This is a genomic window from Streptomyces sp. NBC_01275 (genome assembly GCF_026340655.1).
GTDB lineage: Bacteria > Actinomycetota > Actinomycetes > Streptomycetales > Streptomycetaceae > Streptomyces.
On sequence record NZ_JAPEOZ010000001.1, the window covers coordinates 1,627,603 to 1,644,847 of the forward strand.

Annotated in this window: 13 protein-coding genes; 7 read left to right on the top strand and 6 right to left on the bottom strand. The window is 70.8% G+C overall.

Translation table 11 applies throughout. From position 1 onward, the window contains the following. Nucleotides 1-114 precede the first annotated feature (114 nt). Nucleotides 115-1,311, bottom strand: coding sequence for an argininosuccinate synthase (locus OG562_RS06905; RefSeq protein WP_266394820.1), 1,197 nt, complete (start codon nt 1,309-1,311; stop codon nt 115-117). 296 nt (nt 1,312-1,607) lie between these two features. Between OG562_RS06905 and OG562_RS06910 the strand changes: the two genes are divergently transcribed. The 7 genes from OG562_RS06910 (at nt 1,608) to OG562_RS06940 (ending at nt 12,161) form a co-directional block, all read left to right on the top strand. Continuing rightward, entirely contained in the window at nt 1,608-2,513 is a 906-nt protein-coding gene (locus OG562_RS06910) for a hypothetical protein (RefSeq protein WP_266394823.1), read from the top strand. 193 nt (nt 2,514-2,706) lie between these two features. Further along, nucleotides 2,707-7,650, top strand: a complete 4,944-nt coding sequence (locus tag OG562_RS06915) for a caspase family protein (RefSeq protein ID WP_266394825.1) — start codon at nt 2,707-2,709, stop codon at nt 7,648-7,650. Next, nucleotides 7,647-8,042, top strand: a complete 396-nt coding sequence (locus tag OG562_RS06920; protein WP_266394829.1) for a hypothetical protein — start codon at nt 7,647-7,649, stop codon at nt 8,040-8,042. The genes OG562_RS06915 and OG562_RS06920 overlap by 4 nt, the downstream gene beginning before the upstream one ends. Next, nucleotides 8,039-8,653, top strand: a complete 615-nt coding sequence (locus OG562_RS06925; RefSeq protein WP_266394831.1) for a hypothetical protein — start codon at nt 8,039-8,041, stop codon at nt 8,651-8,653. Before OG562_RS06920 ends, OG562_RS06925 begins: the two co-directional genes overlap by 4 nt. Before the next feature lie 139 nt (nt 8,654-8,792). After that, nucleotides 8,793-10,175 carry a ferredoxin reductase family protein gene (locus OG562_RS06930; protein WP_266394833.1) on the top strand — a complete coding sequence of 461 codons (1,383 nt, stop codon included), beginning with the start codon at nt 8,793-8,795 and terminating at the stop codon, nt 10,173-10,175. A gap of 56 nt (nt 10,176-10,231) precedes the next feature. Further along, nucleotides 10,232-11,365 (top strand): FMN-binding protein, encoded by a 1,134-nt coding sequence (locus tag OG562_RS06935; RefSeq protein WP_266394835.1) that lies wholly within the window; start codon nt 10,232-10,234, stop codon nt 11,363-11,365. Nucleotides 11,366-11,420: 55 nt separating this feature from the next. Beyond that, a complete protein-coding gene (locus OG562_RS06940) occupies nt 11,421-12,161 on the top strand; it encodes an FAD:protein FMN transferase (RefSeq protein ID WP_266409078.1) in 741 nt (246 codons plus the stop codon). A 101-nt stretch (nt 12,162-12,262) separates the two neighbouring features. On the opposite strand, the gene OG562_RS06945 is transcribed toward OG562_RS06940, so the two are convergent. The 5 genes from OG562_RS06945 to argC are packed head-to-tail and all read right to left on the bottom strand — an operon-like array spanning nt 12,263 to nt 17,144. Beyond that, nucleotides 12,263-12,820 carry an arginine repressor gene (locus OG562_RS06945; RefSeq protein ID WP_266394837.1) on the bottom strand — a complete coding sequence of 186 codons (558 nt, stop codon included), beginning with the start codon at nt 12,818-12,820 and terminating at the stop codon, nt 12,263-12,265. 22 nt (nt 12,821-12,842) lie between these two features. Next, nucleotides 12,843-14,030, bottom strand: coding sequence for an acetylornithine transaminase (locus OG562_RS06950; protein ID WP_266394840.1), 1,188 nt, complete (start codon nt 14,028-14,030; stop codon nt 12,843-12,845). Continuing rightward, nucleotides 14,027-14,971 (bottom strand): acetylglutamate kinase, encoded by a 945-nt coding sequence (argB, locus tag OG562_RS06955; RefSeq protein WP_266394842.1) that lies wholly within the window; start codon nt 14,969-14,971, stop codon nt 14,027-14,029. The genes OG562_RS06950 and argB overlap by 4 nt, the downstream gene beginning before the upstream one ends. Further along, on the bottom strand, nt 14,968-16,119 hold the full coding sequence (gene argJ / locus OG562_RS06960) for a bifunctional glutamate N-acetyltransferase/amino-acid acetyltransferase ArgJ (protein WP_266394844.1): 1,152 nt from the start codon (nt 16,117-16,119) through the stop codon (nt 14,968-14,970). Before argJ ends, argB begins: the two co-directional genes overlap by 4 nt. Next, nucleotides 16,116-17,144: an N-acetyl-gamma-glutamyl-phosphate reductase gene (gene argC / locus OG562_RS06965; protein ID WP_266394847.1), complete on the bottom strand. Its 1,029-nt coding sequence runs from the start codon at nt 17,142-17,144 to the stop codon at nt 16,116-16,118. Before argC ends, argJ begins: the two co-directional genes overlap by 4 nt. Between the last annotated feature and the right edge of the window lie 101 nt (nt 17,145-17,245).

The window sequence follows — 17,245 nt, forward strand, 5'->3', positions numbered from 1 at the left end:
GTGCTCCTAGAGAGATACGGATGTGCCGCCGCCTCCCCACCGGTGGGCGAGGAGGCGGTTGTCACGCTACTGCTTGTGCGAGGTCCCGCTTGCTCATGCCGGGTCCACGTCGGGCTACGCCCGCAGATCCCGCCGTGCCGCGATCTTCGACGACAGGCTGTAGATGTCGATGAAGCCCTTGGCCGCGGCCTGGTCGAAGGTGTCGCCCGTGTCGTAGGTGGCGAGGTCGAAGTCGTAGAGCGAGGTCTGCGAACGGCGGCCGGTGACGACCGCGCGGCCGGCGTGCAGGGTCATCCGGATGTCGCCGTTCACATGCTGGTTGGCCTCCTCGATGAAGCCGTCCAGGGCGCGCTTGAGCGGGGAGAACCACTGGCCGTCATAGACCAGTTCGCCCCAGCGCTGCTCGACCTGCCGCTTGTAGCGGGCCAGTTCGCGTTCGACGGTGACGTTCTCCAGCTCCTGGTGGGCCGTGATGAGCGCGATCGCGCCCGGAGCCTCGTACACCTCGCGGGACTTGATGCCGACGAGGCGGTCCTCGACCATGTCGATCCGGCCGATGCCCTGGGCGCCGGCGCGCTCGTTGAGCTGCTGGATCGCCTGGAGCACGGTGACGGGCGTGCCGTCGATCGCCGCTGGGACGCCCTGCCGGAAGGTGACGACGACCTCGTCGGCCTCGCGCGGGGTGGCCGGGTTCGCGGTGTACTCGTAGACGTCCTCGATCGGCGCGTTCCAGATGTCCTCGAGGAAACCGGTCTCCACCGCTCGTCCGAAGACGTTCTGGTCGATGGAGTACGGGGACTTCTTGGTGGTCGCGATCGGGAGGTTCTTCTCCTCGCAGAACGCGATGGCCTTGTCGCGGGTCATCGCGTAGTCGCGGACCGGGGCGATGCACGTGAGGTCGGGGGCGAGGGCGACGATGCCTGCCTCGAAGCGGACCTGGTCGTTGCCCTTGCCGGTGCAGCCGTGGGCGACCGTGGTGGCGCCGTGCTTCTGGGCGGCGGCGACGAGGTGCTTGACGATCGTCGGCCGGGAGAGTGCGGAGACCAGAGGGTAGCGGTCCATGTAGAGCGCGTTGGCCTTGATCGCCGGCAGGCAGTACTCGTCGGCGAACTCGTCCTTGGCGTCGGCCACTTCGGCTTCGACCGCGCCGCACGCGAGGGCGCGCTTGCGGATGACGTCCAGGTCCTCGCCGCCCTGGCCGACGTCCACCGCGACCGCGATGACCTCGGCGCCCGTCTCCTCGGCGATCCAGCCGATGGCGACGGAGGTGTCCAGACCGCCCGAATAGGCGAGTACGACGCGCTCGGTCACGGGTTTCTCCTCATGGCACTGCGATCTGCGATCCGCGGTCTGCGATCTCTGCATTGCGTTCCTGGTATGCATGAGTATGCAGTGCTCTGCATGATTCGTCAATCCGGGACCGGTGCGTCCGGTCGGCCCGGAGGTTTCGGCTCGGCCCCGGAGGTTTCGGCTCGGCCCGGGAGCTTTTGACTCGGCCCAGGAACTTTTTGAAGGGGCTTTGAACAACGGCAACCGCTTGCTCGTACTCACGACTGAACGCTGGCGCCGCGTTTGTAAACCACTCCTGACCCAAGTGAGGCATTCGCATGTCCAGGGCACTTCCGAAGTACAACAAGCGTCGCGTGGCGATCATCGGCGGCGCGGCCGCTCTGGCCCTGTCCGGCGCCGTCGTCGTCAACTCCGCCCTCGCCGGGGAGAGTTCCAAGAGCAGCGGCTCCACCACCGCCAAGACGCTCGCCAGCCCCGGCACCATCACCTGCCCGGACGTCGCCTCGCAGCTCCCCGCGATCCCCGCCACCGCCCAGGCCGAGGTCGACCGCAACATCGCCCTGCTGCAGACGCAGATCGACGAGGCCAACCAGCGGCTGATCGACACCGTGGGCCAGGGCGGCGCGAACTTCGTGCAGAATGCGATCCTCGGCCCGCTGGAGGACAAGCGCATCGCGGTCGTCAACCGCATCGCCACGGCGATCGGCCGGACGGCGGACAAGCCGCAGGGCCTGGAGGCGCTGGCCCCCTGCGCCCTCGACGCGGGCGGCGTGGCCGACACCGGCGACGGTGCGGACACCGGTGACACGGCGACCCCGGGCGCGGAGGCGACCGACGCGGCCGGCGACGCCGGGGAAGCGGCCGACGCCGGGAACACGGGCGACGCCGGTGACGCCGCCGACACGGGTGACGCGGGCGACGCCAACGCCGCCGGTACGATCACCTGCCCGGACGTCGCCTCGCAGCTCCCCGCGATCCCCGCCACCGCCCAGGCCGAGGTCGACCGCAACCTCGCCCTGCTGAACACGCAGCTCGCCGAGGCCAACACCCGCCTCGTGAACACGGTCGGCCAGGGTGGGCCCAACTTCGTGCAGAACGCGATCCTCGGCCCCCTGAAGGACAAGCGCTCCTCCACGATCGAGCGCATCGCCATCTCCATCGGCCGTACCGCGGACAAGCCGCAGGGCCTGGACGCTCTGGCCGCCTGCACGTTGAACAGCTGACGTGACAGGCGCAGCGGCCGCCCCGAGGAAGCGCCGGCCGGGGCGGCCGCTGCGGTCCGAGCCGTAGGGCCGGCGTGGACCGGTGCCGTGTCGGCGCCGGGTGTCATCATGGTCCTCGCGGGGAGGGCACATGGGACAAGCACGAAGGGCGCTGCTGATCGGAGTCGGTCAAGCGCCAACCACAGGCGGGTTGTTGAACCCCCTGGATGCACGGGATTCGCTGGATGCACGGGATTCGCTGGATGCACGGGATGCACCGGATCCGCTGGACGAGGCCGTCGAGGCCGATCTGCGGCTGATGGACTCGGTGTTGGGCGGGGCCGGCTACGAGGTGGAGGTCCTGCGCGACGCGGGGCTCAGCCGGATCAGCGGGAGGCTCTACGAGGTCGCCAGTGACATGCCGGCCGACGGCACACTGCTGCTGTACTTCACCGGCCACGGCATCCGGGTCGGCGGCACCGACTACCTCGTCCCCGCCGATGCCAACCCGCCGCGCGACGGGGTCTGGCGCAAGCCGTACGTGAACTCCCTGCTGCCGGCGAACATCAGCCCGCTGCTGGAGGAGTGCACGGCCGGCACGGTGCTCTGGCTGATCGACGCCTGCCGTACGGATCTCGGCGCCGACGAGGTGGCGTTCGGCAACGGCATCGACAACGGCCCGCCGAACGGCGGCTTCGCCGTGCTGACGGCGTGCTCCGCCGGCGAGCGCAGCGGTTTCAGCTCCGAGGGGAGCTTCTTCACCCGTGGACTGGCCGAGGCGCTGGCCCCGTTGACCTCCGCGCGGACCGTCGAAGAGGTCTTCGCCATGGCCCGCGCCCGGACCGCCGCGGCCGCGCGTCGGCACGGGCTGACCCAGACGGCACGGATCCGCTACGGCACCAACGCCGAGACGACGACGCGCGGGACGGAGATCTGCGAGGGCCGGCCGCTGCTGGAGACCTGGCTGCGGGCGGCGCGCGAGACGCAGCTGTGGGGGCGGGTACGACCGGAGGACCAGGCCCTGGTGCCTGGATTCCAGGAGCGCGTGGCCGCCTTCGTGGAGTCGTGCGCCCGGATGCTGCATCTGGCCCAGGCCCGGCTGCCGCGCCCCGACCCCTGGTCCGACGAGACGTTTCCGGCCCGTCTGGTCGGCTCGCGGTTGCCCCAGGTGGCGCCCGCGGAGGGTGTGCTGTCCGCGGTCGAGGCGGCGTTCCTCGTCGCCGCGCCGTTCCTGCGGGAGGCCGCCTGGGCCGACCGGTTGAGCCAGGCCGTCGAGATCGACCCGTACCTCCCGGACCGGCGTCCGGGCTCCGGCGCCCACCGCAGACACTATGAGCAGGTCTGTGACCAGCACCCGCGTCTGGTGCGCAAGGCGGACCAGTGCCGGGCCCGCGACCGGGTGGAGGACGAGACCGCGGTCACCATGTGGCTGGTGCACCGCTGGATCGCCGACCGCTTCGAGACCGACGACGAGCCGGTGCCGACGGGCCCGGCCGAGTCCCTGATCTCGTCCCTGGGCGTCACGTCCGACCGGGTGCACGAGGTGGCGGAGCTGCTCTGCGCGGCGGCCTCGGGCATGGGCCTGGACGAACTGCCCGACGGTCTGTCCGGCCGGGTTCCGGGCAAGGTGGTCCTGCCCGACGGACCCCAGCTCCTGCGGATCCGCCCCCTGACCGCGCTGCTGCGGCTCGCGGCCGTCCTGGCGGTGGACGTGCGGACGTTCCCCGAGATCGTGGCCGAGCACCTGGCCGTGACGGATCCGGTCCTGCCCCAGCACGTCGTCGCCATCGCGCACGGGCTGAGCTGGGAGCGGGAGCACGCGACGCTGCATCTGGACGCGCCCTGTCCGCACCAGGCCGTGCACGCCGCGCTCACCGAGGTCGCGGACGAGGCGGACCAGCTCGTCGCGCAGATCCACGACCGGGCCGCCGAGCTGCGGGGCCCCGAGGCCGACCTGCTCACCGCCGTGCCCACCCGCGTCACCGACCGCGACCTGCGCCCCGCGCGGACCGGCGGCGGACAGGAGCCGTACGAGGTGCCGCTGCTGCGCTTCCATCTCGCCCAGGCCGAGGTGCGGGAGCTGCTGATGGGCGAGCAGTTGTACGGCGGCGAGCCGAGCCTCGCGCTGCGCGAGCTGTACCAGAACGCCATGGACGCCTGCCGGTACCGCGCGATGCGGTGGAAGTACCTCACGAGCAGCGACGCCCGTCCCGCCGACTGGAGCGGGCGGATCAGCTTCACCCAGGGCGTGGACGAACGCGGCCGGTACGTCGAGTGCCGGGACAACGGCGTGGGCATGAGCGCGGAACTGCTCACCCACACCTTCACCCGTGCCGGCAGCCGCTTCGAGCGGTCCAAGTCCTTCCGCCGGGAGCAGTCGCGCTGGCTGCGGCACGACCGTTCCCTGCGGCTCTACCCCAACAGCCGTTTCGGCATCGGCGTGTTCAGCTACTTCATGCTCGCCGACGAGATGACGATCGTGACCCGTCATGTCAGCCCCGACGGCATCCCCGCCGAGCATGCCCTTCGGGTCGACATCCCCAGCAGCGGCAGCCTGTTCCGCATCCGACGGCACAGCGGGCCGGAGGACGCGCTGCCCGAGGGGGGCACCCGGGTGCGGCTGTATCTGCGCGAAGGGGCGGCTTCGGAGGGGCTTTCCTGCACTCGGGTACTGCGGGAGCTGGTGCGGGTCAGTGAGTTCGGGGTGGAGACCTCGGACGAGGAGGGGTTCGGGCATCGGTGGGAGCCTGGGGTGCTTCAGGGTCCGGAGGAGAGCGATACGGGAGAGTCGCTGGAGGCGGTGCCCGGGGCGTTGTGGTGGGTCACCGGCGCGGGGAACGTCCTGTGCGACGGGATCGTGACCGACGAGACGCCGTTCGGGTATGTGTTGAACCTGACGGGGCCCTATGCGGGGAAGCTCAGCGTGAACCGTACGGAACTCCAGGACTTCGACCAGGAGTGGGCGCGGGAGCAGTGGCGGCTGGGCGCTGGGCCGTTGGCCGGGTGGTCGCGGTTGACGGCGAGATGGACGGCAGAGCTCGAGCAGCGAAGCCTGCACGTGGCTCAGGTGCTCGACGAGGAGTGGCGGGGCAAGGACGTCACCCTGGCCTGGGGGAACGGTGGCTCTCTGTCGCTGGACACGGTGGGTTGGTTCCACCTCGATCACGTCGCGCGCGACAGCGGCAACAGCGGTCGGACGCTGCCATGGCGCGACGCCGTCCTCGGGCGGTCCCCGAAAACCCGTAAGTCGGTGCCGCCTCACAGCCTCGCCGGCCATCCGGTGCCGTCGCCCGGAGACGCCGACCTCTCGTTGAAGGCACTCGGTTCCTGGCGCGACATCGTGAGTTTCGCCGCTGAGCACCGGATGCCCCTTGTCGAGTTGCTGCGGCGTCTGCGCAGACTGCGCATCGCTCACCCGCAGTTCTCACCGCCTCCCACCAGCGGAGAGAACGGACTGGCATGGATTCCCGGTATGCCGGATGTCATCGTGGCCCGAACACTGAGCGGCGCGTCCGAGTCGGTACGGCAGGCGCCCACCCGCATCGCCGTGAACGGGAACCGCGCCGACGACCTGGGAGGCCTGGTTCTGGCATCGGAAAGACTGAGCGTGCCCCTGGGCAGGCTGGTCGATTCGCTGGCTCGCTTCGCTCCGCTTCACTCCCTGTCGGTTCCCTCTCCGCCGGCGCGCCATGTGAACCACGTCTGCACCGAAGCCGAGATCGACTGTCTGTTCGTGGGGGCGCCCTACAGCCATCAGATGCGTCGGGTGGCCGGCCCCGCTGACATCCGTGAGGTGTGTCGTCGTGACGGAACACCCATGTCGGAGGTGCTGGCGAGGCTGTCGGAGTTCAGCTGGCTCGGCTGGACGGTTCCTTCGCCTGTGGAGATCGCCCCCTGGCGGGAACTGGACGACGAGACCGGAAAGATCGTGGACCACTTCACTTCCCGCACGGCCGACGGGCGTCTACGGCTGGACTGGGCTGCCACCGTCTACAGCGCGGGGATGCTGCGCGTCTCCCTCGCCGAGGCGGAGCAACGACTGTCCGAAATCTCCGCGGCGTTGGGCCTGACCCACGAACGGCGTTACGCCGAAGACCGGTTGGACGGCACGGTGATTCCCTCCTTCGATACCGCGCGGAGCGTCGAGAGACTCGTTCGGGAATTCGAGCTCGCGCTGGAGAGCGGGATCGATCTGGAAGACCTCTACTTCGCCCACATGGACGGTATGGTCGCGGACGAACGGGTCGATGACCTGCGGGCCGTGGGCGTCTCCGTACCCGATGATCACCGGATCAGCTTCTCGTGGCACACCCTGGGTCTGCGCGTCCGCTACCTGTTCTCGGGCAAGGACGCGGCACTGGACGAGCACGACTTCCCCGCCGGGGACCTGACGTCGGCCGTTCTCGTGAACGCCGCCATGCACTTGCAGGAGCCGCTGGACGAGGTGTGGAACCTCGCCGCCGAGCACGCCCCCTCCTTCGGACTCGCAGTTCCGCCGCTCCCGGCCTCCCTCGCGCGCAGCCGCCCCTCCTCGGAGCTGTGCGACGCACTCTGCACCTACGACTCGCGCTACAGCGATGCCGGAACACCGCACTGGACGCGCCTGACACCCGTGGCCCTGGCCCGCTACGCCCGGAAGCTCGCCCTCGCCCCCGCCGACGCGTACGAGCAGCTGGCCAGGTTCCGCGCCCTCGGCGCGATCCTCCCCAAGCTCAGCGTGGAGGAACTGGGGGCACTCGGCGGAGAGGTGCCGGACGACTGGGACGTCCTGGCCCTGGACACCGAACACCGCCTCACCCCTGCCGACTCCCCCTACACCCCCCTCGACCTGGTCTCCCTCGCCGCCCGCCTGGGCGAACCCGTCTCCCACACCATCCGCCGCATCACCCCTTACCTACCCTTCTGTCCCACACCCCGCCCCCTGCCCACCGCCCCCGACACGGAGACCGTGCCCTGCTGGCAGGACCTCACCCTGCTCACCCAGTACTTCGACGGCCGGCTCCCGGCGGTCGAGGGCACGGTGACGCCACGCCACATCGAACTCGCCGCAGAGGCGACCGGCGAGGGCGAGGAATGGATCAGGGGCCGACTGCAGCTCTACGCCGAGATGTTCGACCTGGTGGTCCCTCTGAGCGAAGAACGAGACCCACGCACATGACTCAACCCCCGACCCACGACTTCGCCATCCCCTACGCCGAACAGGACATGGGCCAGGCAGCCGCCCCCTTCACCCGAACCCCCTCCGCCGACGGACAGGCCGTCGTGGTCGAGGGAGCCTGCCCCCGCTGCCACGGCAGAACGACAACGGAGTACCGCTACGGCGCCCCCGGCACCGGCACCAAGGGCCTGCGCTCCTGGCTCACCGGCCGCCACCCCGCACCCGACGCAGCCGCGGAGGCCGACCTGCTGACACAGGAGGTCCACTTCTGCGAGTGCGGGCATCCGCACGCGAACGTCCCGCCGGACGCCCCCTTCACCGGCTGCGGAGCGAGCTGGCGCATCGGTACGCCGACCCCGCCACCCCCTCCCGCCCCGAACGGCACCCCATGACCCCCCAGTCCGACCGCCGCTGGTCCCAGCTGGCCCGCGAGTTGGAGTTCTCCCAGCTCTCGGAGCTCAGGAAGCAGGCGGAGGGCTGGCGTACCGGGCTGACCGGTCTCACCGCGCTTCTCGCGGTCCTCGTCACGCTGAAAGGCCGCGACGACCTCTCCCAACTCCCGCCCACCGCACGGCACATCGCCACCGCGTCGCTCGGCGTCGCCTTCGTGCTGCTGGTCGTCGGCTCGATGCTCGCCGTGCGGGCCGCCCACGGCCGTCCGGGAAGCCGGACGCTGCTGGCCGGGCAGGCCCTGCGCCGGTGGACCGAGGACGAGACGGTTCGGGTCACCCGGGATCTGCGGCGCGCCGGCGTGTGCTGTGTGGCCGGGATCGTGCTGGTGAGCGGCGCGGTCGTCGTCGCCTGGACGACCACCGGCTCGCCGCCGGATCACCTGGTGCGGGTCACGACGACGAGCGGCGAGCGGTGCGGGGAGTTCCTCGGCGCGGGACCGGACGGCGTGGTGCTGCGAACGCGGGACGACGAGAAGACCGTACGGACCGTGCTGGCGGTGCGCACCGTGACGTCGGTGGTTCCGGTCGCGGCGTGCGACCCCGCCCCCTGACCAATGACTTCTGACCTGTGCCCGATGGCTTATGGTCTACCGGTTACCGGCGGTCACTCCAGTCCACCGCGTCCGCGCTGAACACAAAGCGGTCGAGGCACGTACCTGAGGGCCAAGGGTCCGTACCCACGGAGGAACCGTGACCACGACGATCGCCGGCGGCCGTGCCGCCCGCCGCCAGACGATGCGCCGCATCCGTCCGCGCCGCTCCCCGGCCGTCCCGCTGCTGCTCGCCGTCTGGGCGGGCGCGGCGGGCGTGCTGTGGCTGTGGTGGAGCAACACGCCGTCCATCGCGGACGACAACAGCAAGATCCTCAACGCGGGACGGATCACCGGCATGCTCGCCGGGTACCTGATGGCGCTCGTCGTGCTGCAGATGGCGCGGGTGCCGGCCCTGGAGCGTCGGGTGGGCTCGGACCGGGTGGCGCGCTGGCACGCGATGAGCGGCCGCTACACGCTCTGCCTGGTCTTCGCACACGTCTTCCTCATCATGTGGGGGTACGCGCTGCAGGCCGGCAAGTCGCTCGGCGACATCGTCCAGCAGACGATCGACTCGGTGAACCAGCTGCCGGACATGGGCAAGGCCGCCATCGGCACCGGTCTGCTGCTGCTCATCGGCGTGGTGTCGATCGGCCCGGTGCGCCGCCTGATGCCGTACGACACCTGGTACCACATCCATCTGATGACGTACGCGGCCGTGTACCTGACGTTCTGGCACCAGATCACCACCGGCAACGAGTTCGCCATCGAGCCCGCCGCGAAGACCGTCTGGTACGGGCTGTACGGGTCGGTCACGGCGCTGGTCGTCTGGTACCGCATCATCACCCCGATCCGGCTGAACCTGCGGCACCGCATGTACGTCGAGGCGGTCATCGAGGAGACGCCGGGCATCGTGTCCGTGCTGATCGGCGGGCGCAAGCTGCACCGGATCGGCGCGGAGGCCGGGCAGTTCTTCCGGTGGCGGTTCCTCGCCCCGGGCATGCGCTTCAGCTCCCACCCGTACTCGCTGTCGGCGAACCCCCGCCCCGAGCTGCTGCGGATCACGGTCAAGGCGATCGGCGACCACACCGCGGCGCTGCGGGAGCTGCGGCCCGGCACGAAGGTGTGGGCCGAGGGTCCGTACGGCGCGATGACCGCGTCCCGGCGCAGCCGTGGCAAGGTGCTGCTGGTCGCCGGCGGCGTGGGCATCACGCCGATGCGGACGCTGTTCGAGACGCTGCCGGGCGCGCCCGGCGACATCACCCTCCTCTACCGGGCCAACAGCACCCAGGACCTCGCCCTGTGGGACGAGCTGGCGAAGATCGCCGACGAGCGCGGGGCGCGGCTGATGTACGCGGTCAACAGCCCCGACGGGGAGCGCCCCGACATCTCGGCGGAGTCCCTCCAGCGGAAGATCCCCGACATCGACGACCACGACGTCTTCATGTGCGGGCCGAACGGCTTCGCCCAGGGGGTGTTCGAGGCCCTGCGCGGCGCCGGGGTCCCCGCCCGCCGTATCCACCACGAGTCGTTCGAGATGTGAGCGACCCGTACTCACGGGAACCTCGCCACCTACGGGAATCAGGAGCTCAGGAAGAGATGAGGAAGAGCCACCCTCTTCGGCGCGTCGTGCTCGCCACCGTCGCCACCGTGTCCGGGGTCGTGCTGCTGCTGTCGCTGAAGCCGTCGTCCGACCCGGGGGCGACCCAGGCCGCGGGCGCCGGCGCGACAGCCCAGGAAGCCGCCCAGGGCGGAGCCGGGGCGACCGTGTCGGGGACGATCACCGGTGACGCGGAGCAGACGCAGTACGGGACCGTGCAGGTCCGGATCACCGTCGCCAACGGCAAGATCACCAAGTCGGAGGCCGTCCAGGCGCCCAAGGGCGGCACCAGCGACCAGAAGACCGAACTCTCCGTCCCCAAGCTCAACGCGGCCGCGGTCACCCAGCAGAGCGCGGACATCGACACGGTGTCCGGCGCGACCTACACCAGCGAGGGCTACAAGAAGTCCCTCCAGTCCGCGATCGACAAGATGAAGGCGAGCGCGGGGTCCTCCCAGGGCTCCGGCACCGCCCAGCCGGTCTCCGGCACCTTCACCGGTGACGTGACGCAGACCCAGTACGGGGCCGTGCAGGTCCGGATCACCGTCGTCAACAACAAGATCACCAAGTCGGAGGCCGTCCAGGCGCCCAAGGGCGGCACCAGCGACCAGAAGACCGAACTCTCCGTCCCCAAGCTCAACGCGGCCGTGGTGACCAAGCAGAGCGCGGACGTCGACACGGTGTCCGGGGCGACGTACACCAGCGAGGGCTACAAGAAGTCGCTCCAGTCGGCGATCGACAAGGCGAACGCGAGCGCGACTTCGTCGTCTTCGGGCTCCGGTTCGGCGTCGACGTCCCCCTCCGCGTCACCCTCGGGATCGTCCCCCTCCGGGTCTTCCGGGTCGTCGGGGGCCGCGCAGGCCCGTACCGTCACCGGCACCGTCTCGCAGACGCAGTACGGACCCGTGCAGGTCAGGATCACCGTCGCTAACGGGAAGATCACCAAGGCGGAGGCCGTGCAGGCGCCCAAGGGGGGCACCAGCGACCAGAAGACCGCGCTGTCCGTCCCCAAGCTCAACGCGGCCGCGGTGGCCGCCGGCAGCGCGGACATCGACTCGGTGTCCGGCGCGACCTACACCAGCGAGGGCTACAAGAAGTCCCTGCAGTCCGCGCTGGACCAGGCCGGTGGCTGACACGGTGACCGAGTCGGAGGCGGCTCCGGCCGCGGTGCGGCACGCGGAGGAGGTCATGGGGACCGTGTTCTCCTTCGACGTCCGCGGCGGGGAGCCCGGGGCGGTGCGGGCGGCGCTGGACGAGGCGATCGCGTCCCTGCACCGGGTGAACGAGGTGTTCAGCACCTACCGCGAGGACAGCCAGGTCTCCCGGCTGGTACGCGGTGAGCTGACCGTCGGGGAGTGCGATCCCGAGGTGGCCGAGGTGCTGGAGCTGGGCGCCGAGGCGGAGCGGTCGAGCGACGGCTGGTTCAGCATGCGCTACGAGGGCCGGCTCGACCCGACCGGGATCGTCAAGGGCTGGGCCGCCGAACGGGCGGCGCGGCTGATCACCGAACGGGCGGACGTGAGCGGGGTCAGCGTCAACGGCGGCGGGGACGTACAGCTGCTGGGCGTCCCCGGGCCGGACCGGCCCTGGCGCGTCGGGGTGTCCGATCCGCTGCGGCCGGGCGGTCTCGCGGCCGTGGTCTCCGCGGCGGGCGCCGACGAGCTGGCGGTCGCGACGTCCGGCACGGCCGAGCGCGGCGCTCATATCGTCGACCCGCGCACGGGCCGCTCCGCGGTGACGGACCTGGTCGCCGTGACGGTCGTGGCGCCCCGCCTGACCTGGGCGGACTGCTGGGCCACGGCTGCCTTCGCCATGGGCTCCCGAGAGGCCCTGGGCTGGCTGGAGGCCCTGCCGGACGTGGAGGCCCTCCTGATCACGGCGGGCGACGAGGTCCGCTGCACCGGGGGGCTGGCCCGCCGACTGGGCTGACCAGGCGGCTGACGGGACTGTCCCGGCCCAGGGGCGCGGGGCGGTGCCGATGTGCGGCTCCGCCGCGTGGGCGCTGCCGGCAGCGCACCCCCGCGCCTCCCTCAGTGCCCGTTCTGCGAAGCCAACCGCAGCAAGTGATCCGCCAACGCCTGCCCCCCACTGGCCTCCCGGCTGATCAACAACAACGTGTCGTCACCCGCGATGGTCCCCAGAATGTCGTGCAGCTCAGCCTGATCGATGGCCGAGGCCAGGAACTGCGCAGCCCCCGGAGGGGTCCGCAGGACCACGAGGTTCGCCGACGCCTCCGCGGAGATCAGCAGCTCCTGGGAGAGCCGCCGCATCCGCTCCTCCTTCGCCGACTCCCCGAGCGGCGCCCGGGGGGTCCGGAAACCCCCCTCGCTGGGCACCGCGTAGATCAGGTCACCGTCGTTGTTGCGGATCTTGACCGCGTTCAGCTCGTCGAGGTCCCGCGAGAGGGTCGCCTGGGTCACGCTGAGCCCGTCGTCGGACAGCAGCTTCGCCAACTGGCTCTGCGACCGCACCGGTTGCCGGTTGAGAATGTCCACGATCCGGCGGTGACGCGCGGTGCGGGTCTGCGGCACGGCAGGCCCGTTGACCCCCGGCTCGCCCGGCTGCTCATGGTCCTGGGCCTGGCTCATCGTCGTCTCATTCTCCGGATCATCAGTCCCCGCTCGGCGCGGCTGCGTCGAGGATGCCGGGCAGCGCCCCGAGGAACGCCTCCACCGCGTCGTCGCCGAGGTTCAGCGGCGGCATCAGCCGTACGACGTCGGGGGCGGGCGCGTTCACCAGGAAACCGGCCTCCTGAGCCGCCTGCTGCACCTGCGGCGCAAGCGGCCCCGTGAGCACGATACCCAGGAGGAGGCCCGCGCCCCGGACATAATCGATCAACGGGTGGCCGAGGCCCTCGATTCCGTCCCGCAACCGCTCGCTCTGCCGCTTGACGTTCTCCAGCAGCCCCTCGTTCTCGATGGTGTCGAGTACGGCGAGCCCGGCGGCGCAGGCGACGGGGTTGCCGCCGAACGTCGTGCCGTGGTGGCCGGGCTGGAGCAGGTCCGCGGCCCGCCCGAAGGCGACGGTCGCGCCGAGCGGCAGCCCGCCGCCGAGGCCCTTGGCGAGGGTCACGACGTCCGGCAGGACGCCCTCGTGGGCCTGGTACTCGAACCACTGACCGCACCGCCCGACGCCGGTCTGCACCTCGTCGAGGACCAGCAGCGAGCCGGTCGCGGCGGTGATCGCCCGGGCCGCCTTCAGATATCCCGCCGGCGGGACGACCACGCCGTTCTCGCCCTGGATGGGCTCGATGACGACGATGGCCGTCTCCTCGGTCACCGCGGCGGCCAGCGCCTGCGCGTCGCCGTACGGGACGTGGGTGACGTCGCCGGGCAGCGGCAGGAACGGCTCCTGCTTGCCGGGCTGTCCGGTGAGGGCGAGGGCGCCCATGGTGCGGCCGTGGAAGCCGCCCTGCGTGGCGACCATATGGGACCGCCCGGTGAGCCGGCCGATCTTGAACGCGCCCTCGTTGGCCTCGGCGCCGGAGTTGCAGAAGAACACCTTGCCGTCCCGGCCGAAGCAGCGCAGGAGCCGCTCGGCGAGGGCGACGGGCGGTTCGGCGATGAACAGGTTGGAGACATGGCCGAGGGAGGCGATCTGGCTGCTCACGGCCTCCACGACCGCCGGGTGGGCGTGGCCGAGCGCGTTGACGGCGATGCCGCCGACGAAGTCGACGTACTCCTTGCCGTCGGCGTCCCACAGCCGGGCGCCCTCGCCGCGGACGAGCGGGAGCCTCGGGGTGCCGTAGTTGTTCATGAGCGAGTCCTGCCACCGCTCGGTCAGTTCCTGGTTGCTCATGACGACTCCCCCTCTTGCTCGTCCGCTTGCGCGTCTTCGTCCTTGTTCTCCTGGTCGTCGGCGACGACCATCGTGCCGATGCCCTCGTCCGTGAAGATCTCCAGCAGGATCGAGTGCTGGACGCGCCCGTCGATGACCCGGGCGGTGGTGACGCCGCCGCGTACGGCGTGCAGACAGCCCTCCATCTTCGGGACCATCCCGGAGCTCAACTCCGGCAGCAGCTTCTCCAGTTGGGAGGCGGTGAGGCGGCTGATCACCTCGTCGCTGTTCGGCCAGTCCTCGTAGAGGCCCTCGACGTCGGTGAGGACCATGAGGGTTTCGGCGCCCAGTGCCGCAGCGAGTGCCGCAGCCGCCGTATCAGCATTGACGTTGTAGACATGTCCGTCGTCCTGGGAGCGGGCGATCGACGAGACGACCGGGATGCGGCCGTCGGCGAGCAGGGCCTCGATGGCGCCCGTGTCGATCGCGGTGATCTCGCCGACCCGTCCGATGTCGACCAACTCGCCGTCGATCTCGGGCCGGTGCTTGGTGGCGGTGATGGTGTGCGCGTCCTCGCCGGTCAACCCCACGGCCAGCGGCCCGTGTTGGTTGAGCAGTCCGACCAGCTCGCGCTGGACCTGCCCGGCCAGCACCATCCGTACGACGTCCATGGCGTCCTCGGTGGTGACGCGCAGGCCGGCCTTGAACTCGCTGACGATGCCGTGCTGGTCGAGGGCGGCGCTGATCTGCGGGCCGCCGCCGTGCACGACGACGGGCTTGAGGCCGGCGTGGTGCAGGAAGACGACGTCCTGCGCGAAGGCGGCCTTCAGGTCCTCGTCGATCATGGCGTTGCCGCCGAACTTGATGACGACGGTCTTGCCGTTGTGCCGGGTCAGCCAGGGCAGCGCCTCGATGAGGATCTGGGCCTTGGGCAGGGCGGTGTGTTTGCGGGTAGTGCTCATGACGAGTACGCGCTGTTCTCGTGGACGTAGTCCGCGGTGAGGTCGTTGGTCCAGATGGTGGCGGTCTCCGCGCCGGCGGCCAGGTCGGCGACGATGTGCACCTCGCGGTAGCGCATGTCGACCTTCTCGCGGTCCTCGCCCACGCCGCCGTTCTTGCAGACCCAGACGCCGTTGATGGCGACGTTCAACCGGTCGGGCTCGAAGGCGGCCTTCGTGGTGCCGATCGCCGACAGGACGCGGCCCCAGTTGGGGTCCTCGCCGTGGATGGCGCACTTGAGGAGGTTGTTGCGGGCGATGGAGCGGCCCACCTCGACGGCGTCGTCCTCGCTCGCCGCGTTGATCACCTCGACCTTGATGTCCTTGCTGGCGCCCTCCGCGTCCCGGATGAGCTGCTGGCCGAGGTCGTCGCAGACGGTCCGTACAACCGCGGCGAACTCCGCGTACTGAGGGGTGACTTCGGAGGCGCCGGAGGCGAGCAGCAGCACGGTGTCGTTGGTGGACATGCAGCCGTCGGAGTCGACGCGGTCGAAGGTGACCTTGGTGGCGGCGCGCAGCGCGCGGTCCAGGGTCTCGCCGTCGAGGTCGGCGTCGGTGGTGAGGACGACGAGCATGGTGGCCAGGCCGGGGGCGAGCATGCCCGCGCCCTTGGCCATGCCGCCGACGGTCCAGCCGTCCTTCGTCACGACGGACGTCTTGTGGACGGTGTCGGTGGTCTTGATGGCGATGGCGGCCTTCTCGCCGCCGTGCTCGGAGAGTTGGGCGGCCGCGGCCTCGACTCCCGGGAGCAGCTTGTCCATCGGGAGCAGCAGGCCGATCAGCCCGGTGGAGGCGACGGCGACCTCGGCCGCGCTGTGCCCGAGCACGTCGGCGACCTTCTCGGCGGTGGCGTGCGTGTCCTGGAAGCCCTTCGGGCCCGTGCAGGCGTTGGCGCCGCCGGAGTTGAGGACGACGGCGGACACCTGACCGCCCTTCAGGACCTGCTCGGACCACAGGACCGGCGCGGCCTTGACGCGGTTGGAGGTGAAGACGCCCGCGGCGGTGCGGCGCGGACCGGTGTTGACCACCAGGGCCAGGTCCGGGTTGCCGTTCTCCTTGATCCCGGCGGCGATGCCCGCCGCCGTGAATCCCTTGGCTGCCGTGACGCTCACGGTGCGACTCCGATCGTGGAAAGACCGAGCTCCTCGGGGAGTCCGAGGGCGATGTTCATGCTCTGGACGGCACCGCCCGCGGTGCCCTTGGTCAGGTTGTCGATGGCGCTGATGGCGATGATGCGGCCCACGGCCTCGTCGTACGCGACCTGTACCTGAACGGCGTTGGAACCGTAGACGGACGCCGTGGCCGGCCACTGGCCCTCGGGCAGCAGGTGGACGAAGGGCTCGTCGGCGAAGGCCTTCTCGTAGGCGGCGCGGACGGACTCGGCGGTGACGCCGTCCTTCGCGGAGACGCTGCACGTCGCCAGGATGCCCCGGGGCATCGGCGCGAGCGTCGGCGTGAAGGAGACGGTGACCGGCTCCCCGGCCGCCGCGCTGAGGTTCTGGATCATCTCGGGCGTGTGCCGGTGGCCGCCGCCTACGCCGTACGGGGACATGGAGCCCATGACCTCGGAGCCCAGCAGGTTCGGCTTGGGCGCCTTGCCCGCGCCGGAGGTGCCGGAGGCGGCGACGATCACGGCCTCCTGCCCGGCCAGGCCCGCCGCGTACGCCGGGAACAGCGCGAGCGAGACGGCGGTGGGGTAGCAACCGGGGACCGCGATGCGCTTGGACCCCTCCAGCGCGGTGCGGCCGCCCGGCAGTTCGGGAAGGCCGTAGGGCCAGGTGCCGGCGTGCGGGGAGCCGTAGAACCGCTCCCAGTCGGCGGCGTTCTTCAGCCGGAAGTCGGCGCCCATGTCGACGACGAGGACGTCCGGGCCGAGCTGCTCGGCCACGGCGGCGGACTGTCCGTGCGGAAGGGCGAGGAAGACGACCTCGTGCCCGGCGAGGGCCTCGGGGGTGGTCTCCTGCAGGACCCGGCCGGCCAGCGGCAGCAGGTGCGGCTGGAGCGCGCCCAGCTTCTGTCCTGCGTTGGAGTTGCCGGTCAGGGCGCCGATCTCGACCTCGGGGTGCGCCAGGAGCAGGCGCAGCAGCTCGCCGCCCGCATACCCGCTCGCTCCGGCCACTGCCGCTCGTACCGCCATGGTCTCCTCCTCCTAGACGGCATGACTATACGTTTCGATGCACGTTTATGCAATCCATGCCGGGAGCCGGGGACGTCGGGGGCGTCGGCGACTCCGGAGCG